Genomic DNA, 18,936 nt, shown 5'->3' on the forward strand with positions numbered 1-18,936 from the left:
TATAACAGACAGCTATTAATGGTATATATTCTAGTCGAAATTGTTACAAAGCTTATTGTCGGGCTTAATTATCAACACTTTCGTCAAATGGGCGATAGCGAATTTCTAAAATCCAGTAGGTTGCTTCGCCATTGGGTGTTTGCACCGTCACTTCATCATCCACCTGTTTGCCTATTAAGGCACGGGCCACCGGCGAATCGATAGAAATCCATTTTTTCGCGGGATCAAACTCATCCGGCCCGACCAAACGAAAGATGCGTTGTTCTTCTAATTCATTTTCTACCCGCACCCAAGCACCAAAATAGACTTTTCCTTCCTGACGAGGGTCGGGATCGACAACTTTCAGCACTTCAAGGCGCTTGGTCAGAAAGCGCACCCGGCGGTCAATTTCCCGCAGTCGCTTCTTACCATAGATATATTCGGCATTTTCCGAACGGTCACCCATGGCGGCCGCTTCAGACACGGCTTGTGTCACTATCGGCCGCTCTTCTCGCCACAGATAATGCAGCTCCCGATCCAGCGCCTGCCAGCCCTCGCGGGTAATGTAGTTGCTTTTAGCCATTCGCTCATCCAATCAATATGGTTGGGTCTAATACCACGCAATATAACGTAATAACGAAACTTTCTGCCAATAAGTTTATTTCCTCATTATCCAATGGGTTGCCCCCACTCTCGCGTTGCGGCTTGTTCACAAGATATCTGTAGTTTCTCTCATTTGGAACTGGATATGTTGACTTTTTAACCAGTGAGTTTTAGAACAAGAAGTGGGTGGTCGACCACTTATCAGTATTTATTAACTGAATGTTGTATATGAATTTATTTACATAATGGAGGGTATAAAAATGGAAATAATTATTCTAGAAACCAAATTACCGGCACAAAACGTACCTCGGCCAGCCGCCGATCAATAACAACCGAAACCTCCCTGGAACATTAGGGAGGTTAGTTTATGTCTCAGTTCATATAACGTTACACAATGGAGCGAACACGTATGGAAGGTTCTAAGCCCTTACTGTAACCTCATATCACGCTATCAACCAATACAGCCTTACGAGCAGGGGTCTTGCTGACCATTGCCGATCTTGCTGAATGGGAACGTTTTAATCGCCTACTTGGGTGCTGTAATGGCAAACACACTACGGAACAAATCGCCACAATTCTTTCTCTTGATATCAATAAGTTGAATAACACTCTCGCTTCTCTGGAGGACGCTGGCTTTATCTGGTGTTTACCGGATTACCACGCCATTCCAACATCTTTATTTCTACAGGAATTTAACCGTTGGCTCCCTATATGGGTTCACCAAATGTACGACCAGCCGATGATATGGCAAGGTCTGTATGATGGTCATGAACCCGCATCGATAATGATTGGTTGGGCGCAGGAAAATATGCATTACACCCGCAGCGTAATGTCACATATGCCCCTCGCCGTCCAGTACGCGAGCACGGAAAGAGAACAGCAAGTCCAGTTCCGCCATCTCAGCGAAGAATGGGATCACTATCGGCTGTTTATGACCGCCTGTGAGGCCACAGCTATCAGTGCAGACTATCTAAATGAAAGCCGCCCACTGGCAAGCACATTAAATATCACTCTATTTATGCGCAGCGTCGCCCCTCTAGGGACACTGGTGTACAACGCTTGCGAGGCGTTACTGGAAGCCACCACGGATAATGACCAAACAGTAGTGGATTTTTACCAAACCGTCGGCCAACGACACGATTTGCCTCAGGCATTCACTGATGAACTTATTCGCCACTTGATGGTTGATAAAGAATTTGGCCATATCGATATCTTTGAACAGCTGCTGGAGAACCATCCAATGCTACCAGCAGCAACCGTAGCCGCTATTTTTTCAAGCTGCCATCGGCTGGCAGATTGGTTTGAGGTGTGGAATGACAATATTTATCATCATTACCGCCTATCAGACCCTCCCTATTTAACTAACCGTCCGCCACAACCCCCCTATCATCAGCTTCAGTCGTCAGGAGTTGGCGGCTAATATTCATTATTTGAGGTCTATTTTATGGATAACACTGTCATCGCCCCAGCCATCCCCCTTGTATCACTGCATGATTTATCTATTGCCAGAGAACTTTGGGATGTTGTTCAACCCGAAGAGATAGATGAATGTCTGACTACCACACTGCATGTATTACGCGGCTGGCTGGAGGGCGACAAGCTAAGTGAATACTATGGGCTAGCGCCACACTGCTGCAAACTGATGGTTGAAATGTGCCACTTGTTATACGGGCTGGACAAAACCCTCGCACGATGTGCAGCAGAAACTGAGGATAAACAGTTGCAGGAATTGTTTATCCGCCACGCATTCCATTCACACCACATGCATAAATACTGGGATGCTATCTGCCAGGAATTGACCCACTCCCCGATCACGGAGCTTGAGCCATTAACCTCAACTTTAATGTTCCAGTTGGCGCTGGAAAATATGGCGGTGAAAGACCCACTAGCATTCTCTTATGCCATGGGGCTTTTTGGTTCCCCAGGAGATACTGACGCGCTTAACGCCATGGCGCAATTTTTCGAACGCATCTCTAGTCATCAGAAAGTAACCCAACAACTTTCTTCATGGGTCGCCGAAGCGACCAGCAACGAAATATCATTTGCCAGTATTCCCGCGACTCAGCGCTATGGTTACCCCTATAGTGGCCGTTATGGCAAAGCCTGTGCCGATATTTTGGGGCCACGTTTACAACGGGATTTAGATACCAGTTTGATTAACCTAGCCTCGTTGGGGGATCAATTTCATCTATTTTACCGGGGAATAAACATTTTTTATGTCAATAAAAAATTGCCTTTTCCCCGCCTAAAAATGGATTGGTTACACGGCGTGTAACTCTGGCGCATAAACCGAGCAAGGATAGGAGGAAAGTATGCTATTAAAAAACTCAATCAGCATTGAGCATGTTCAGGAACACAGGCTGCGCCTGACTTCAAGGCTACAGGTTGTCGAGTTGGTTGACACCGATATCAGCACTTTTTTTACCTCCCAGCTTTCAGCCCATAGAGATCCTGAACGGGCACTACAAGAAGCGGGTTGTTGTGAGGCATTCAGCGACGATTTTATCGAATTTCTTGACCAGAATATGATGCTTTACCCCTTTCCCCCCGATGCCGATTACATTGATGCCAGCATGGCCGCTGAAGCCATTAATAAAGAACTGAATCTTTGGGCCGACGCCCTGTATTTTGATACATTTTGGCAAAAAATGAATAATCCAGATTCGCCGAACAATCTCAATACTCTTTACGCCTGGGCAATCGAGAATTATCACCATACCCACAGTGTTATCCAACATTTGGGCACCGTATTAGCCCACACTAATGAGTTATTACTGATTAATAAGTGCATCATTCATTTATCAGAGGAATGGGATCATCCTTATTTGTTTAAAGTCAGCGCAACACGTTTTCGACATGCTCATCAATTGCCTCAATTAGAAAAAAACTTATTGCCGCTACCCAGCACCCAGGGAATTTGCCGATTCTTGCAGATGGCGGCTAAACAGCACCCGTTCGTCTATAAAAGTTGCGTGGCCGTTCTAGAGAAAACGGCGCGGCGAGTTGAGGAGACTCGCCAGTTTTATCACCATGTGGCGGCTCAGCATGCTTTGCATGACGATGTTGTCATGCCGCTGATAGCGCATGCCGAAACCGATGAAGAGTATGACCATCTCAATTCATTAAGTTTATTCTCAGCTTGCTATGGTGCCCTGCCGATAACTATTGCTGGGGCAGCATTGAGATTCGCCTATGGTTTTACTGAAGCGCTTTATCTCTGGCAATGCCACCTGCTGGATGTTTATTTGCATCAACCATTGGGTGAAGGCCACCGTAGCCGTCGATCTGCTTAGGCCACTCATTGATGCGGTTATGGAAACGCCCTCAACCGATGCAGCCAATTGCTATCATTTTTGTTGGCTCCTCTTTGGCTTATTACGTGCTGATGACGACGTTTTCCACTTATCTCCATGAACATTTACGTTTTCCTATTACCACTGTCAGCGTCATTATGTTTGGCTACATTTTAGTTTCACGGTTATCCAAAGTCGCACTGGGGCCGTGGTTTGATCGCTTGACTTTTCGTTCCGGCCTGATTTTCGCGCTAGGCATCGCCGCCAGTGGTTTTTTATTAGCATCGTCGAATGCTCTCATGGGGGAATTCGCCCCTTGGTGTCTGTGTATCGCTGGAGTGGGTGTTTCCTCGGTTGTCTTGCTGACTCAGTCATTTATTGCCAGCCAGAAACAACTTCGGTCTCACAATGCGACAACCTCGGCTGATTACTCCTTTCTCTATATCTTGATGAATGGTTCGGCGTTGATTGCCCCTATCATCGGCTTTGAAATCCTACGCTATGTACCCCAAGGGCTATATTGGATTATCGGTGGCCTCTATATATTACTGCTGGTCTATTGCCTGATATACATCTCGGGGACTGAGTGCAAACCGCCCCCAGCTCCGCGCCTGACACTCGCTGACTGGCTCAAGCCCTTTAAAAATCGCAATTACTGCCGCTTCCTACTGGTCAACAGTTTATTATGGATGCTGCATGCCCAGCTTTATTCCACCATCCCTCTCTATACCCGCGAGACCTTCGATGACGAAAGTAATCTGACACTGTTCTTTATCGTGGAAGCGCTATGCGTCATGGTGTTGCAGCATTGGGTCAGTCTCTATATTAATCAGTATATTCCATCTTATTATCCTGCTGTCGCTCTGATGTTATTCTCTGTTTCTTTTTTCCTGATTTATCTTGCTCAGGATATGGTACTGATTCTATGGGCTGCGGGGGTTTTCTCCCTGGCTCTTATGGTGTACATGCCCAGCGCAGATGCAAATAATGCTGCATTTGCTGACCATGGCAGTTTCGCGACCTATTTTGGTTTGCTATCACTGTCAGCAACATTGGGTGATTCGTTAGGCAATATTTTGGGAATGAGGTTGTTGGCTTTCCTGTTACAAAGTGGAAATGTCTCACAATACTTTTTCTGGCTCGCCGGGATAACCGCAGTGCTGGCAATTTTTTACCGCAATCCGTATAACTGTTCTCTATGATTTTTTCCCTATTCCTCTATCAAAATTGATATCAGACTTATGAATGAACAACTGAGCAGCATTATTGCAAGCGAAATACAGGCGCGACCGGAGCAAGTGATTGCTGCAATACGCCTGTTGGATGAAGGTAATACCGTGCCCTTTATTTCACGGTATCGTAAGGAAGTTACCGGCGGATTGGATGATACCCAGCTGCGCCAGTTGGAAAGCCGTTTGGGTTATCTGCGCGAACTTGAAGACCGCCGCCAAACCATTCTTAAATCAATAGAAGATCAAGGCAAGCTCACCGAGCAACTCGCCGGTGCCATTAACGGCACCATGAGTAAAACCGAGTTGGAAGATTTATACCTTCCTTATAAACCCAAGCGCCGCACCCGTGGGCAGATTGCTATTGAAGCCGGTCTGGAATCCTTGGCAGACAGCTTATGGCATGATCCACAGCAAGACCCAGAACAGGTCGCGCTCGCTTTTGTCGATGCTGAAAAAGGCGTGGCGGATACCAAAGCGGCACTGGATGGCGCGCGCTATATCCTGATGGAGCGTTTTGCGGAAGATGCAACATTGCTGGCGAAAGTGCGCCAATACTTGTGGAAAAACGCCCATTTAGTATCAAAAGTAGTGGAAGGCAAAGAGCAGGAAGGCGCTAAATTCCGCGATTACTTTGATCACCACGAACCTATCGCCCAAGTCCCTTCTCACCGCGCCCTAGCGATGTTCCGTGGCCGTAATGAAGGTGTGCTGCAACTGGCGCTGAATCCCGATCCCCAGTTTGACGAGCCGCCTCGCGAGAGTCAGGGCGAACAGATTATTATCAATCACCTGGATCTGCGCCTGAATAATGCGCCGGCAGACAGCTGGCGCAAAGCGGTGGTCAACTGGACTTGGCGCATTAAGGTGCTGATGCATCTTGAAACCGAGTTGATGAGCACCTTGCGTGAACGGGCCGAAGACGAAGCTATCAATGTATTCGCCCGTAACATGCAAGATTTGCTGATGGCGGCCCCAGCAGGGATGCGCGCCACTATGGGCCTCGATCCGGGCCTGCGCACCGGGGTAAAAGTGGCGGTAGTTGATGCTACCGGCAAGCTGGTTGCCTTCGATACCGTTTATCCTCATACCGGGCAGACGGCAAAAGCCGCCGCTGTAGTGGCCGCCCTGTGCATCAAACATCAGGTTGAATTGGTAGCGATTGGTAACGGCACCGCATCACGGGAAACCGAGCGCTTCTTTACTGAGCTGCAACAGCAGTATCCGGCGGTGACGGCGCAGAAAGTCATTGTCAGTGAAGCCGGGGCGTCAGTTTATTCAGCCTCGGAGCTGGCGGCACTGGAATTCCCAGATCTGGATGTTTCCATCCGTGGCGCGGTCTCTATTGCCCGCCGCTTGCAAGACCCGTTAGCGGAACTGGTGAAAATCGACCCGAAATCCATCGGGGTCGGCCAATATCAGCATGATGTCAGCCAAAGCCAATTGGCGAAAAAACTGGATGCGGTGGTAGAAGACTGTGTAAACGCCGTGGGAGTCGATTTGAACACCGCGTCCGTGCCATTGCTGAACCGAGTCGCCGGTTTGACCCGCATGATGGCGCAAAATATTGTGAACTGGCGTGATGAGAATGGCCGCTTCCATAACCGCGAACAATTGCTGAAAGTCAGCCGCTTAGGGCCAAAAGCCTTTGAACAGTGCGCCGGTTTCTTGCGTATCAACCACGGGAATAACCCGCTGGATGCCTCAACAGTGCATCCAGAGGCCTATCCGATTGTCGAGCGTATTTTGGCCGCCACCGAGCAAGCTTTGCAGGATTTGATGGGCAATGCCACGGCCTTGCGTAATCTCAATGCCCGCGATTTCACCACCGAGAAATTTGGTGTGCCGACGGTCACCGATATCTTACGCGAGCTAGAAAAACCGGGCCGAGATCCCCGCCCTGAGTTTAAAACGGCGACCTTTGCCGAGGGCGTGGAAACACTGAATGACCTGACGCCGGGTATGATCCTCGAAGGCTCAGTGACTAACGTGACTAACTTTGGTGCGTTTGTCGATATCGGCGTTCATCAGGATGGTCTGGTGCATATTTCCTCACTGGCAGATAAATTTGTCGATGACCCGCATAAGGTGGTGAAAGCCGGCGATATCGTCAAAGTTAAAGTCATGGAAGTGGATTTGCAGCGCAAACGTATTGCTCTGACGATGCGCCTTGATGAGCAACCGGGTGAAAGCGGTTCACGCCGGGGTAATGGCGGTGAAAACCGTGCCAATGCCAATAATTCCAGTAATAACAGCCGACCACGGAATAATAATGAATCCAATAGCCGCCCAGCAGCCAAAGGGCGCGTAGACAGCAATTCTGGCAGCAACAACAGCGCCATGAGTGACGCGTTGGCTGCGGCGTTTAAAAAGCGCTGATATCGGAGCTGAGGGCCACATTTGTGACCCTCAGCTTGCTTTATTCACTTTCTGCATGGCATTTGTCAGTTAAAACTCATCCCTAACGGGTTATTGACCCTCTACGCTCATATTTTTTTCTTCTATAAGATTGCTGGGTTATCTTCTAAATTAATTAGCACGCAATTCTTTTATCCAGTGTTAAATCGAGTATCACCCTGGCTGATTTAACATCATAGTTAACATGCGGTTTAATTTGGTCCGCTATGGCTGTTAATTTATAAATAATTACCATAGCATTCTAATAGTTAATTAGAATGCGAATGTTATTTGATTCAAATCATAGTGAAATGATTATGTTAATAATCGGTATTTATCATTATGGATAACGGTTTATAGAAACATTCAGTTAACTGATTTAACTCATTGTTCGCATTTGCGATTGTGCTAATTTGATGGTAAAACAAGCGCAAATAAAAATCAGACTCATTAATTATAAAAATGAGATCGTAATGAATATTTACTTTTGAGTATTTAACCTGAGTTGAATATGAAAACGATTCTTACTATTATTACTTTAATTATTACGTCTTACAGACTCTAAATAATTTGAGTTGCAGGAAGGTAGCCAATGCACATGCAGCTTGAAGTATGGCGAGTAGGGTGGAATCACTCTGAATACTGGTACATCAATAACGATAATTAATTACCTACATTTCAAGAGGCTCTTATGCATTTGATCCCACAACGTTCCTACAAAATTGTTGGTTTCTCACCTGAAATTAGCCCCGCTTACCGGCAGAAATTGTTGTCTCTGGGTATGCTACCCGGCTCTTCATTTAATGTTGTTCGCCTAGCGCCCTTAGGTGACCCTATTCAGATAGAAACTCGTCGGGTCAGTCTGGTGCTCCGTAAAAAAGACTTAGATTTGCTGACTCTCGACCTGCAACCCTAAGATTTCAGGTCAATTCTTTATTTTTCAGGTCAACTTCTTGTTTTTCAGGTCAACTTCTTATTCTGGTTACGGGGTGATGCAAGATAATCGCCTTGCGCAAGCTGACTTTCATTTATTGATTATCACGTTGGATTATGAAAACACTCACCATTGGCCTAATTGGCAACCCCAATGCGGGTAAAACTACCCTTTTCAACCAGTTAACTGGCGCTCGCCAGCGAGTTGGTAACTGGGCCGGGGTCACTGTCGAGCGCAAAGAGGGCCACTTCAACACCGCGCAACACCAAGTGACTTTGGTTGACCTGCCGGGAACCTACTCACTAACGACCATTTCAGAGCAAACCTCGCTGGATGAGCAAATTGCCTGCCACTATATTTTGAGCGGCGAAGCGGACCTGCTGATTAACGTGGTGGATGCCGCCAATCTGGAGCGCAATCTCTACCTGACACTGCAACTGCTGGAGCTAGGCATCCCCTGTATCGTGGCTCTGAATATGCTGGATATCGCCAAAAGCCAGCACATTGATATTGATATTGAAGCCCTTTCTCAGCAATTGGGCTGCCCGGTTATCCCGCTGATCTCGACTCGAGGGCGCGGTATCAATGAATTAAAAACGAGCATTGATGAGTTTCAGCCCGTCACTTTTAAAGCTTTGATTAACTACCCGCCGGTGCTACTGCATGAAGTGGAGAAGCTGGTGCAGGAAATGCCGCCCTCCTTGCCGGTTCAACAACGCCGCTGGTTGTCCCTGCAAATCTTGGAAGGGGATATTTACAGCTTGGCGCGTGCGGGTATAGCTGCGCCACGCCTTGAGCTGGCACGTGAAAACCTACGGAAAAATCAGCACGAAGACTCAGAACTGGTGATCGCCGATGCCCGCTATCAGAGCATTGCCCGTATCTGCGATATCGTCGGCAACTCACAGCAAGCCGAACCCAACCGCCTGACACAAGCACTCGACAAAGTGATCCTGAACCGCTGGTTGGGCGTGCCTATCTTCTTGTTTGTCATGTATTTAATGTTCGTCTTGGCCATTAATATCGGCGGGGCGCTACAACCGATATTTGATATCGGCTCTGCGGCCATTTTTATTCAAGGAATACAATGGGTTGGCTATACACTGCATTTCCCGCAGTGGCTAACTATCTTCCTGGCCCAAGGGGTCGGGGGCGGGATAAACACCGTGCTGCCGCTGGTGCCACAAATTGGCATGATGTATTTGTTCCTCTCCTTTTTGGAAGATTCTGGCTATATGGCCCGTGCCGCGTTTGTTATGGACCGGCTGATGCAGGCGCTGGGGTTACCGGGTAAATCTTTTGTGCCGTTGATTGTTGGTTTTGGCTGCAATGTACCCTCGATTATGGGCGCACGCACCTTGGATGCTCAACGCGAGCGATTGATAACTATCATGATGGCGCCGTTTATGTCCTGTGGCGCGCGGCTAGCTATATTTGCAGTATTTGCCGCCGCATTCTTCGGCCAGGACGGGGCCAGTATCGTCTTTTCTCTCTATTTACTGGGGATTGCCGTCGCCATTCTCACCGGATTGGTTTTGAAATACACCATCATGCGCGGTGAAGCATCACCCTTTGTGATGGAATTGCCGGTTTATCATGTGCCGCATCTCAAAAGTCTGTTATTACAAACCTGGCAACGGTTGAAAGGATTTGTCCTGCGCGCCGGGAAAGTCATTGTTATCGCGAGTATTTTTATTGGCGGTTTGAACAGTTTTTCTTTCAGCGGCAAAGCCGTCGACAGTATTAATGACTCGGCGCTGGCTTCTGTTAGTAAAGTATTAACGCCATTACTGTCGCCAATGGGGATTCATGAGGATAACTGGCAAGCGACTGTGGGCTTAGTCACCGGGGCCATGGCCAAAGAAGTCGTGGTGGGGACATTGAATACCCTTTACACCGCCGAACAAATTAAAAATGAACCTTTTGATGCTGAAAGCTTTAATTTATGGGGTGAATTGGCCGGAGCGGTTGATACCACCTGGCAGGGGTTAAAAGATACTTTTAGCCTCAGTGTGTTATCCAACCCTATTGAAGCCAGTAAAGGTGACGGCGAAATGGCGGCCGGTTCGATGGGGATGATGAGTAGCAAGTTCGGCTCCAGTATTTCAGCCTACAGCTACCTGATTTTCGTCTTACTGTATGTGCCTTGTGTCTCGGTGATGGGGGCGATTGCGCGGGAAACCAGCCGCGGCTGGATGATTTTCTCAATACTGTGGGGGCTGAATGTTGCTTACTCACTGGCCACCTTGTTCTATCAAGCGGCCACTTTCCGGGATCACCCGCAACAGAGTCTTAGCATTATCGCATTGGTTATTATTATTAATGTTTTAATCTTGTTGGGTTTGCGCCGGGCGCGCAGCCGGGTCACCGTGAGATTACAAAACAATACGCCCACCAGCAAGTGTTGCCAGCGCTCTGGCAATGACTGTCATTGATGAGGAGAAGCTATGGCAAGCCTGGTGCAATTGCGCGATGCAATCGCCCTTAGCGGCAACACTGATGCCAAGCAGTTAAGCCACCAATTGGCGCTGCCTTTACCTCTGGTTGAGGCAATGCTGGAAAAGTTGACCGCAATGGGCAAGATTGAACGTATTGAGCAAGATAATAGCGGGTGCCTCAGCGGCAATTGCAAGCGTTGCCCTGAGGGAAAGAATCAATGTAACACAGTGATTTATCACTTGAAAAATTAACAGCGCACCAAATGAGATGCCCACTTGGGCATCTCTGCTAACATTATTTATAGACTTCTGCATCGGCAGCAAACTTCCCTTTCTCGCGCTCGGCAATAATCAGGTAATACTTACCGCCTTTCTCGTCTGCCAATTTTGACAGTTCATGCTTCACGTCCATTGGCGATGTTGCTTCACCCGAAGTCGAGATTGTGCCAATTTTTTCGTAATTTTTAGCTTCTTCTTTAGTAATTTCTTTAGCCGCCATCGCGCCAAAAGAAACCCCTGTCACCACCAGAGCTACCGCCAGATTTTTCAATAAATTCATACCGAATACCTCGCAAATGAATGATTAATGCTTATAAGTATTGTACTAATGCACTAACAATTATTAATTAAATTTAATATTTAGCCATTAAATCGACGATTAAATTTTATTTAGCCGCTCTTTTCAACCGGCTCTTATCGCCAGCCATGGTGCTTCGAAAGCCCAAAAAATAGAATGTCAGCGGCTATTCTGTTGCGCGAAATCGATAATTAGTTTTGAAAATTCATCAGGATGAGAAACAAATGGCGCATGGGCACATCCTTTCATCACCACCGACTGCGTGTGCGGCCATTTGCTATCTAACAATGAGGCGACATTGCGCGGCACCAGCCCATCCAGATAACCATAAATACGCAAAAAAGGCAGAGAGCAGCCGGCTAACGCTTCGCGCAAATCCGCCGTGCGCAGGATATCTAACCCACCGGTCAAGACACTCACTTCCGGCATTTGGTGTTGCAATACAACCGCTTTCAACAAACGGGCATCCTGGCGTGCGCTTTCCGTCCCCAAAGTTTGCAGCGCCAAAAAACGTTCAACGGTGCGCTGGAAATCCTCACTGAGTTGTTGTTGGAAACCCGCCAAAACCTCTGGGCGGATACCCGGCCACTCATCATGAGCCGCAAAACACGGGGAAGAAGCCACCGTGATAAGCCCACTGACCCGCTCAGGGTGCTGCAAAGCTATCTGGCTAGCAACCAACCCGCCCATTGACCAACCCAGCCATATAGCTTGCTTAGGGGCTTGTTGTAAGACTATTTCAGCCATTTCAGACAGTGACATCGCACCAAATTCATTGCTGCGGCCATAGCCAGGGAGATCGACTAAATGCAGGCGAAAATGCGGCGCGAGTCGGTCAATTATGCAATGCCATACTCCTGCATTCAGCCCCCATCCGTGCAGTAACACAAGATCGCGATCGCCTTCACCGCAGACGTTCCAATAAAGTTGTTTCATACGTTAGTATCCTGTCGCCTTAACCTGTATAGCAAGGAAGATATACATGCTAACAATCATCAGCCAATGTTGGCTATGCCAGCAACCGCTGTATCACCCAAAGCACGGTATTTGTTGCTACTGCCGCCGCCACTTACCCCCATTACCGCCTTGTTGCCCTTACTGCGGCTTACCTTGCAGCAATACAGCTTTGCCTTGTGGCCGGTGTCTTCAGCAACCACGGCCCTGGATGCGTATGATATTTGTCAGCGATTATATTCCCCCATTGAATGGGTTGATAAAAAAGCTAAAATTTAGCGGGGCGACCTCACTGGCACCGGTATTGGCTCGATTATTCTTACTGCGCTGGCTCGATGTTTGGCGTCACGGTAACGTCATCAAACCGGACAGAATTATCAGTGTACCGCTGCACCGCTGGCGTTGTTGGCGGCGCGGGTATAATCAAACAGATTTATTAGCGCGCCCATTGGCTCGCTGGCTGGGTTGCGACTACAGCAATACCACCTTACGCCGCATTCGAGCGACGCCCCCTCAGCAGCAATTAAAAGCCACCGCACGGCGGAAAAATATGCAGGGAATATTTCGCTGCATGGAGCCTATTCGCGGCCAACATATTGCTCTGCTGGATGATGTTGTGACAACAGGCAGTACACTGAATGAGATTGCCAAGTTACTATGGGCTCAGGAGATCGCCTCATTGCAGGTCTGGTGTCTCTGCCGAACCTTGTAGTCACCCTAACAATGGGCGTATTATAACCGACAAGAATAGTCAACTATTGAGCAGATGCCATGATCACAATAACAGACGCAGCACAATCTCATTTTGCCAAACTGTTGGCAAATCAAGAAGAAGGCACCCAAATCCGCGTATTTGTTATCAACCCCGGTACGCCAACCGCCGAGTGCGGTGTGTCTTACTGCCCACCGGATGCCGTTGAAGCAACAGATACCGTACTGAAATTTGAGCAGTTATCAGCTTATATTGATGAGTTGAGCAAACCTTATCTGGAAGACGCTGAAATCGATTTCGTCACTGACCAGTTAGGTTCTCAACTGACACTCAAAGCCCCTAACGCAAAAATGCGTAAAGTGGATGACAATGCTCCGCTGATGGAGCGGGTTGAGTATGTGCTGCAATCACAAATTAACCCGCAATTAGCCGGTCACGGTGGCCGTGTCACCTTGATGGAAATCACGCCAGATGCATTGGCTATCCTGCAATTCGGTGGCGGTTGTAACGGCTGTTCCATGGTCGATGTGACCTTGAAAGAAGGCATCGAAAAAGAGTTATTGCAGAAATTCCCAGAATTGAAGGGTGTGAGGGATTTGACCGAGCATCAGCGCGGCGAGCATTCTTACTACTAATTATCCTGCGTCCTTGGCGTTACAGCGGTGTTAGCGGCACTTGAAGCAATGTGACGAGTATATGTTTTGACGTTGAGCGCAATCAGGGATATTGCCGACAAAGACGATGGCCCGAGTGAGCCGCCACGGACGGCGGCGAAAAGCGCGCTTGGGCAGGGATGCCCATCGCGTTGGCTCGATAAGGCTAGCGGCTGCTGGAGGGAATGGCGCAGCCACAATATTTCGCGCAAGGCGCGGGATTGTTAAGGGTGTGCGCCCACACCCTTAACCGGTTTAAGCATCAAGAGTTAGGTGAGCGGCAATCTCATGTCAACCGAACCCATCACCTAATAACCCTTTGTACGACCTAAAAGGTCACCCCGCTGAAACATTCTTGCGGCGCTTATCCAAATCTTTCAATAAACGATTAACCTGGTCGTCGGCGAACATCTCTTCCAAAGTTGATGTCAACTTACGCCGCCAGTTTGGATACTCATCACTGGTGCCAGGAATGTTGACTGGAGCAGCCATATCCAGCCAGTCTTCCGGCTGCAAACCCAGTAACGCACTGGCACTATCAGCCACATAGCGCTGCAATCCGCGGTTGAGAACAGGGCTCATCGATAGCAACGATGCTTTATGACCCACTTTCTTTGGCACACAATCATAATGATGCAGCCCTTCCAGCAAACCTTGTTTCGCGCGCTCTCTATCAAGATAGAGCTGTTTCAACATCTGTTGGTCCGGATATAACCCCAACTTACTTCCTAACGTCAAATCATCACTTTGCCAATAACCGCGCAGAGTCGGCAAGTCATGGGTGGTGATGGTCGCCATCGCCTGTACCGGATAAGACTGTGGTGCGCGGAAGGTGTTTTCGCTGTCATGCTCAAAATAGAGCACTTTATAGGAATACACCCCGCTGTCGCGCAACTTGGCGACAATCTCGACCGGCACCGTGCCTAAATCTTCACCAATGACCATGCAGTTGTGACGCTGGCTCTCTAAAGCTAATATCGCCAGCAAATCATCGACTGGGTATTTAACATAAGCTCCTTGATCGGCGGTTTGGCCGTAAGGAATCCACCACAAACGCAATAACGCCATGACATGGTCAATACGCAGCGCGCCACAACTGGTCATATTGGCCCGCAGCAAATCAATAAAAGGCTGATAAGCGCGAGCGGCCATGACGTGCGGATCCATTGGCGGCAAGCCCCAATTTTGGCCCAGCGGCCCTAAAATATCGGGCGGTGCTCCCACAGAAGCTTTAAGACAATATAACTCGCGATCACACCAGGTTTCAGCGCCACCTTCTGCTACGCCAACCGCCAAGTCACGATACAAACCCAGCGGCATTTTTCGTGTTTGACTGATATGGAAACAATCATCAAACTGGCTGGCGGCCAACCACTGCAACCACAGATAGAAATTCACGTCATCCGCATGCTCACGGCAAAAATCAGCCACACCACTGCTGTGCCCATCACGATATTTTTCCGGCCATACCGGCCAGCCCCACATCATCGGGTCATTTTCACTCAAATGAGCATGAAGAGCATCAAAAGCGGCCTGTTGATGCAGGCTACTGCCACCTTGTTCAACAAATCGATGGAAAGCCTGCACCCGCGCATCTTTTGCTTTGCGGGCAGTAAAAAGCGGGAAAGCCAAACGCAAAGCGGCTAGTTTGAGTTGCATCACTTGCGGATAATCAACCCATTCGCTAGCGCGCGCTTTCGCCAGCGCACTTTGTGTCTCGGGCTGGTTCCACCAAGTCTGCGCGGCTTCGCTGCTGTGGAATTCATCCACGCGATTGACGTCAATATAAATCACATTCAGCCAGCGCCGTGAAGAGGGGCTGTAGGGGCTGGCACTTTGTGGATTTGCCGGATACAGCGCATGAATCGGGTTAAGGCCAATAAAGGCCCCACCGCGCTCACCCACCTGCTCCAACATCTGGGTTAAGTCGCCAAAATCACCAATACCCCAGTTGCGCTCGGAGCGCAGGGTATACAGCTGCACACAGGCTCCCCAGAGTTTTTTCCCTGCCAACAAGGCATCCGGTTCAAAACAGCGCTTCGGCGCGACGATAACCGAACACTGCCACTGTTGTAAGCCTTGTTCCAGCACCAAACGGTGATAGCCCTGCGGCAGTGAGGCTGGCAAGGTCAGCGTCTTTTTGGCACTGATACGCCCTTGATGTAAATCACCTTTTTCGGTCTGTAGCTGCCAGTGATAATCGCCTGAACCCGCCATTGGCAGCTGCATTGCGCTGCCAAAAGTAAATACTTTTACCGGTGGTAATGGTGCTTTTTCTGTCTGGGAGTCAGAGGGCACACTGGTGCGCCCCATGGCCGCCAACAACTGCTGCTTAGTTTGTGCCGAAATAGCCTGCGGCTTACCATGCGCATTAATATAGTTGGCGGCTATCCCTGCCAGTGTCGCTGCTTGATCGAGCGATTTACGATCCATGCAGTCTTCTCCTTAACGTTTGGCTTGCCAGATCCGCGTTTGATAATCGCGAATTGAACGGTCAGAACTGAACATCCCTACCCGAGCGGTGTTAAGAATGGTACGGCGGGTCCATTCATCCTTATCGCGGTAAAGGGCATCAATTTGCTTCTGTGCCTGACAATATGAAGCAAAATCAGCGAGTACCAGATAAGGGTCACCCCCTTCCAACAGGCTATGCAGCATCATGTCAAATGCGTGTTTATCACCTTGGCTGAATGCACCGCTGGCGAGCTCATCCAAGATACTTTTCAGATGTGGGTCAGATTTCAAATATGCCTGCGGCTTATAACCTTTCGCCAGAATGGCTTTTACCTGTTCAACGGTGTTGCCGAAAATAAAGATATTTTCGTCACCGACCTGTTCAGCAATCTCGACGTTAGCGCCGTCCAGTGTGCCCACCGTTAATGCGCCATTCAGCGCCAACTTCATATTGCCCGTCCCAGAAGCTTCTTTACCAGCAGTGGAAATCTGCTCGGACACATCTGCCGCCGGGATCATCAATTCTGCGACCGAAACACGGTAGTCAGGAATGAACACCACTTTCAGGCGATCTTTGACGATCGGATCATTATTGATCTTCTCCGCCGCCTGATTAATCGCATAAATAATATTCTTAGCTAAATAATAACCTGGCGCAGCTTTCGCCCCGAACAGGAATACACGCGGGGCAATATCCAGGTTCGGGTTGTCACGAATCTGGCGATACAGCGAAAGAATATGCAACAGATTCAAATGCTGACGTTTATATTCATGCAACCGCTTAATCTGTACATCAAAGATAGCATCCGGGTTAATAGTTATCCCCATAACGCGCTTAACATATGCAGCTAATTTAACTTTATTGTCATATTTGATCTGCTGATACTGTTGGCGGAAAGCTTTATCTTCGGCATAAGACTCAAGCCCGGCTAATGCATCCAGATTATTTGCCCATTCCACTTTTAATGTGTCGTCAATCAAACCTGACAAAGCCGGGTTACATTGCTTCAACCAGCGGCGCGGGGTAATACCATTAGTAACATTGTGGAATTTATTTGGCCATAATTGATAGTATTCAGGGAACAAATCTTTGATAACCAGATCTGAGTGCAACTGTGCAACGCCGTTGACGGCAAAGCCGCTCACCACGCACAGATTGGCCATCCGCACTTGTTTATTATGGTGGACTGCCAGCTTGGCCCAGACCTCTTCGTCGCCCGGCCATTGCTTATCGACCAACTTCTTAAACTGCGCATTGATTTGCTTGATGATGACAAAATGACGTGGCAGCAAGCTACGCACCAGTTTTTCATCCCAGCATTCAAGCGCTTCGGGCATCAGAGTGTGGTTGGTGTAGGCAAAAGTTTTGCTGGTAATCGCCCAAGCAGCATCCCAACTGAACTGATGCTCATCCAGCAACACGCGCAGCATTTCAGGAATGGCGATAGTCGGGTGGGTATCATTCAACTGAATGACTTCATAATCTGGCAATTCAGCCAGCTTGCGGCCCGCCAGATGGTGCTTGCGCAAGATATCGGCCACCGAACAAGCACACTGGAAATATTGCTGCATCAGCCGCAGACGTTTACCGGCCAGATGATTATCATTTGGATACAGCACTTTAGTCAGCTTTTCTGCTTCAACACCATTTTGCTCGGCAAGCAAGAACTTACCGTCATTAAAATTAGTTAAATCAAATGGATGCTGATGAGTGGCTTGCCATAAACGCAAGGGTTGAGTGACGCCATTACGAAAGCCCAGCACCGGCAAATCCCAAGCTTCGCCACGTAAGGTAAAGGCCGGACGCCATAACTGACGGCCATCCGCCTGTTTCTCCAGCTTGCCACCAAAGCCAACATCCACCGCCAGCGCGGCATTGTGGCGGAACCACGGGTAGCTTTCGCGCTGCCAATTATCCGGTGCTTCCTGCTGCTTACATTCACTGAAAGATTGGCGGAACAAACCATATTGATAATTCAGACCATAGCCAGTGGCGGGCTGCTCAACTGTCGCCATTGAATCAAGAAAACAAGCCGCCAAACGGCCCAAACCACCATTGCCCAATGCGGGGTCAGTTTCCTGTTCTAACAGGTCGCTCAAGTTAACCTGCTGCTCCGCCAACAGCGCCTCTACTTGGTCATACCACCCCAGGTTAATCAGATTATTGGCAGTTAAACGGCCAATTAAAAACTCCATCGAAATGTAGTTAACATGGCGCTGTACTTTTTTGGCTGGCTGTGGGGCGGGCTGAGCTGACAGTTGCTCGGCCAATGCCGCGCTGACCGCTTCCCACCATTGGTGTTGGGTCATTTGCTGAGCAGAAGTTAAACCAAAGCGCTGCCACTGGCGGGCCAGTGCGGCCAGGAAATCGTCCTTTTTAAGCATAAGCTGTGACATAGGGAAGTCTCTAATCCTGTGAGTGGGGTAATTTTACCCTTATCCTGCCAATGAGAATGGACAAGAGCATCATCCTGCCGGGTAGTTAGCTGGGGATGAGTCGCAGGGCGTAGCTAAAATTGTGATCCGGTGCAACTTACAGCCACAGGAAACATTAACTCTATTGCAATAAGATGGCCGTTATCAGACCTTAGCAGTGCTGATTAATTACGAGGCTAAAAATAATTACTCTTATGAATGCCTGTAACAACTCATTAAAAATGGATATGTCAAACGCCAGGACGTTTTCTCACCGGAACCCTTTTAAACCGGACAC

At 48.6% G+C, this 18,936-nt stretch carries 15 protein-coding genes; 10 read left to right on the forward strand and 5 right to left on the reverse strand.

Going from position 1 to position 18,936, the window contains the following annotated elements:
- Nucleotides 1-64 precede the first annotated feature (64 nt).
- Nucleotides 65-562: a transcription elongation factor GreB gene (gene greB / locus DXZ79_RS19385; RefSeq protein ID WP_038637253.1), complete on the reverse strand. Its 498-nt coding sequence runs from the start codon at nucleotides 560-562 to the stop codon at nucleotides 65-67.
- A 501-nt stretch (nucleotides 563-1,063) separates the two neighbouring features.
- Here greB and DXZ79_RS19390 point away from each other — a divergent pair.
- From DXZ79_RS19390 to DXZ79_RS19425, 8 genes are all read left to right on the forward strand, one after another.
- Nucleotides 1,064-2,002 (forward strand): MarR family transcriptional regulator, encoded by a 939-nt coding sequence (locus tag DXZ79_RS19390; RefSeq protein WP_244942300.1) that lies wholly within the window; start codon nucleotides 1,064-1,066, stop codon nucleotides 2,000-2,002.
- A 24-nt stretch (nucleotides 2,003-2,026) separates the two neighbouring features.
- The gene (locus DXZ79_RS19395; RefSeq protein ID WP_120011551.1) at nucleotides 2,027-2,857 is read left to right on the forward strand and encodes a hypothetical protein; all 831 of its coding nucleotides are present in this window, start codon (nucleotides 2,027-2,029) and stop codon (nucleotides 2,855-2,857) included.
- Between the two features lie 37 nt (nucleotides 2,858-2,894).
- Complete coding sequence (locus DXZ79_RS19400) at nucleotides 2,895-3,875, forward strand: hypothetical protein (protein WP_038637264.1); 981 nt, start codon at nucleotides 2,895-2,897, stop codon at nucleotides 3,873-3,875.
- Nucleotides 3,876-3,886: 11 nt separating this feature from the next.
- Complete coding sequence (locus DXZ79_RS19405; RefSeq protein ID WP_230852362.1) at nucleotides 3,887-5,077, forward strand: MFS transporter; 1,191 nt, start codon at nucleotides 3,887-3,889, stop codon at nucleotides 5,075-5,077.
- A 39-nt stretch (nucleotides 5,078-5,116) separates the two neighbouring features.
- Nucleotides 5,117-7,483, forward strand: a complete 2,367-nt coding sequence (locus DXZ79_RS19410; protein WP_120011552.1) for a Tex family protein — start codon at nucleotides 5,117-5,119, stop codon at nucleotides 7,481-7,483.
- Nucleotides 7,484-8,192: 709 nt separating this feature from the next.
- Entirely contained in the window at nucleotides 8,193-8,417 is a 225-nt protein-coding gene (feoA, locus tag DXZ79_RS19415; RefSeq protein WP_005186094.1) for a ferrous iron transporter A, read from the forward strand.
- 134 nt (nucleotides 8,418-8,551) lie between these two features.
- The gene (feoB, locus tag DXZ79_RS19420) at nucleotides 8,552-10,870 is read left to right on the forward strand and encodes a Fe(2+) transporter permease subunit FeoB (protein ID WP_038637275.1); all 2,319 of its coding nucleotides are present in this window, start codon (nucleotides 8,552-8,554) and stop codon (nucleotides 10,868-10,870) included.
- A gap of 12 nt (nucleotides 10,871-10,882) precedes the next feature.
- Nucleotides 10,883-11,125, forward strand: a complete 243-nt coding sequence (locus DXZ79_RS19425; RefSeq protein WP_038637278.1) for a FeoC-like transcriptional regulator — start codon at nucleotides 10,883-10,885, stop codon at nucleotides 11,123-11,125.
- 43 nt (nucleotides 11,126-11,168) lie between these two features.
- On the opposite strand, the gene DXZ79_RS19430 is transcribed toward DXZ79_RS19425, so the two are convergent.
- Nucleotides 11,169-11,432: a YdgH/BhsA/McbA-like domain containing protein gene (locus DXZ79_RS19430; RefSeq protein WP_038637281.1), complete on the reverse strand. Its 264-nt coding sequence runs from the start codon at nucleotides 11,430-11,432 to the stop codon at nucleotides 11,169-11,171.
- A gap of 177 nt (nucleotides 11,433-11,609) precedes the next feature.
- Nucleotides 11,610-12,386: a pimeloyl-ACP methyl ester esterase BioH gene (gene bioH, locus DXZ79_RS19435; protein ID WP_038637283.1), complete on the reverse strand. Its 777-nt coding sequence runs from the start codon at nucleotides 12,384-12,386 to the stop codon at nucleotides 11,610-11,612.
- Nucleotides 12,387-12,432: 46 nt separating this feature from the next.
- Between bioH and gntX the strand changes: the two genes are divergently transcribed.
- Nucleotides 12,433-13,116: a DNA utilization protein GntX gene (gene gntX / locus DXZ79_RS19440; protein ID WP_038637286.1), complete on the forward strand. Its 684-nt coding sequence runs from the start codon at nucleotides 12,433-12,435 to the stop codon at nucleotides 13,114-13,116.
- A gap of 59 nt (nucleotides 13,117-13,175) precedes the next feature.
- The gene (nfuA, locus tag DXZ79_RS19445) at nucleotides 13,176-13,751 is read left to right on the forward strand and encodes a Fe-S biogenesis protein NfuA (protein ID WP_038637289.1); all 576 of its coding nucleotides are present in this window, start codon (nucleotides 13,176-13,178) and stop codon (nucleotides 13,749-13,751) included.
- A gap of 354 nt (nucleotides 13,752-14,105) precedes the next feature.
- Here the strand turns inward: nfuA and malQ are convergent, their stop codons facing one another.
- Both malQ and malP read right to left on the reverse strand, forming a co-directional pair.
- Nucleotides 14,106-16,202 carry a 4-alpha-glucanotransferase gene (gene malQ, locus DXZ79_RS19450; protein ID WP_120011553.1) on the reverse strand — a complete coding sequence of 699 codons (2,097 nt, stop codon included), beginning with the start codon at nucleotides 16,200-16,202 and terminating at the stop codon, nucleotides 14,106-14,108.
- Nucleotides 16,203-16,214: 12 nt separating this feature from the next.
- Entirely contained in the window at nucleotides 16,215-18,620 is a 2,406-nt protein-coding gene (gene malP, locus DXZ79_RS19455) for a maltodextrin phosphorylase (protein ID WP_038637293.1), read from the reverse strand.
- Between the last annotated feature and the right edge of the window lie 316 nt (nucleotides 18,621-18,936).

Source organism: Yersinia rochesterensis, from assembly GCF_003600645.1.
Classification (GTDB): Bacteria; Pseudomonadota; Gammaproteobacteria; order Enterobacterales; family Enterobacteriaceae; genus Yersinia; species Yersinia rochesterensis.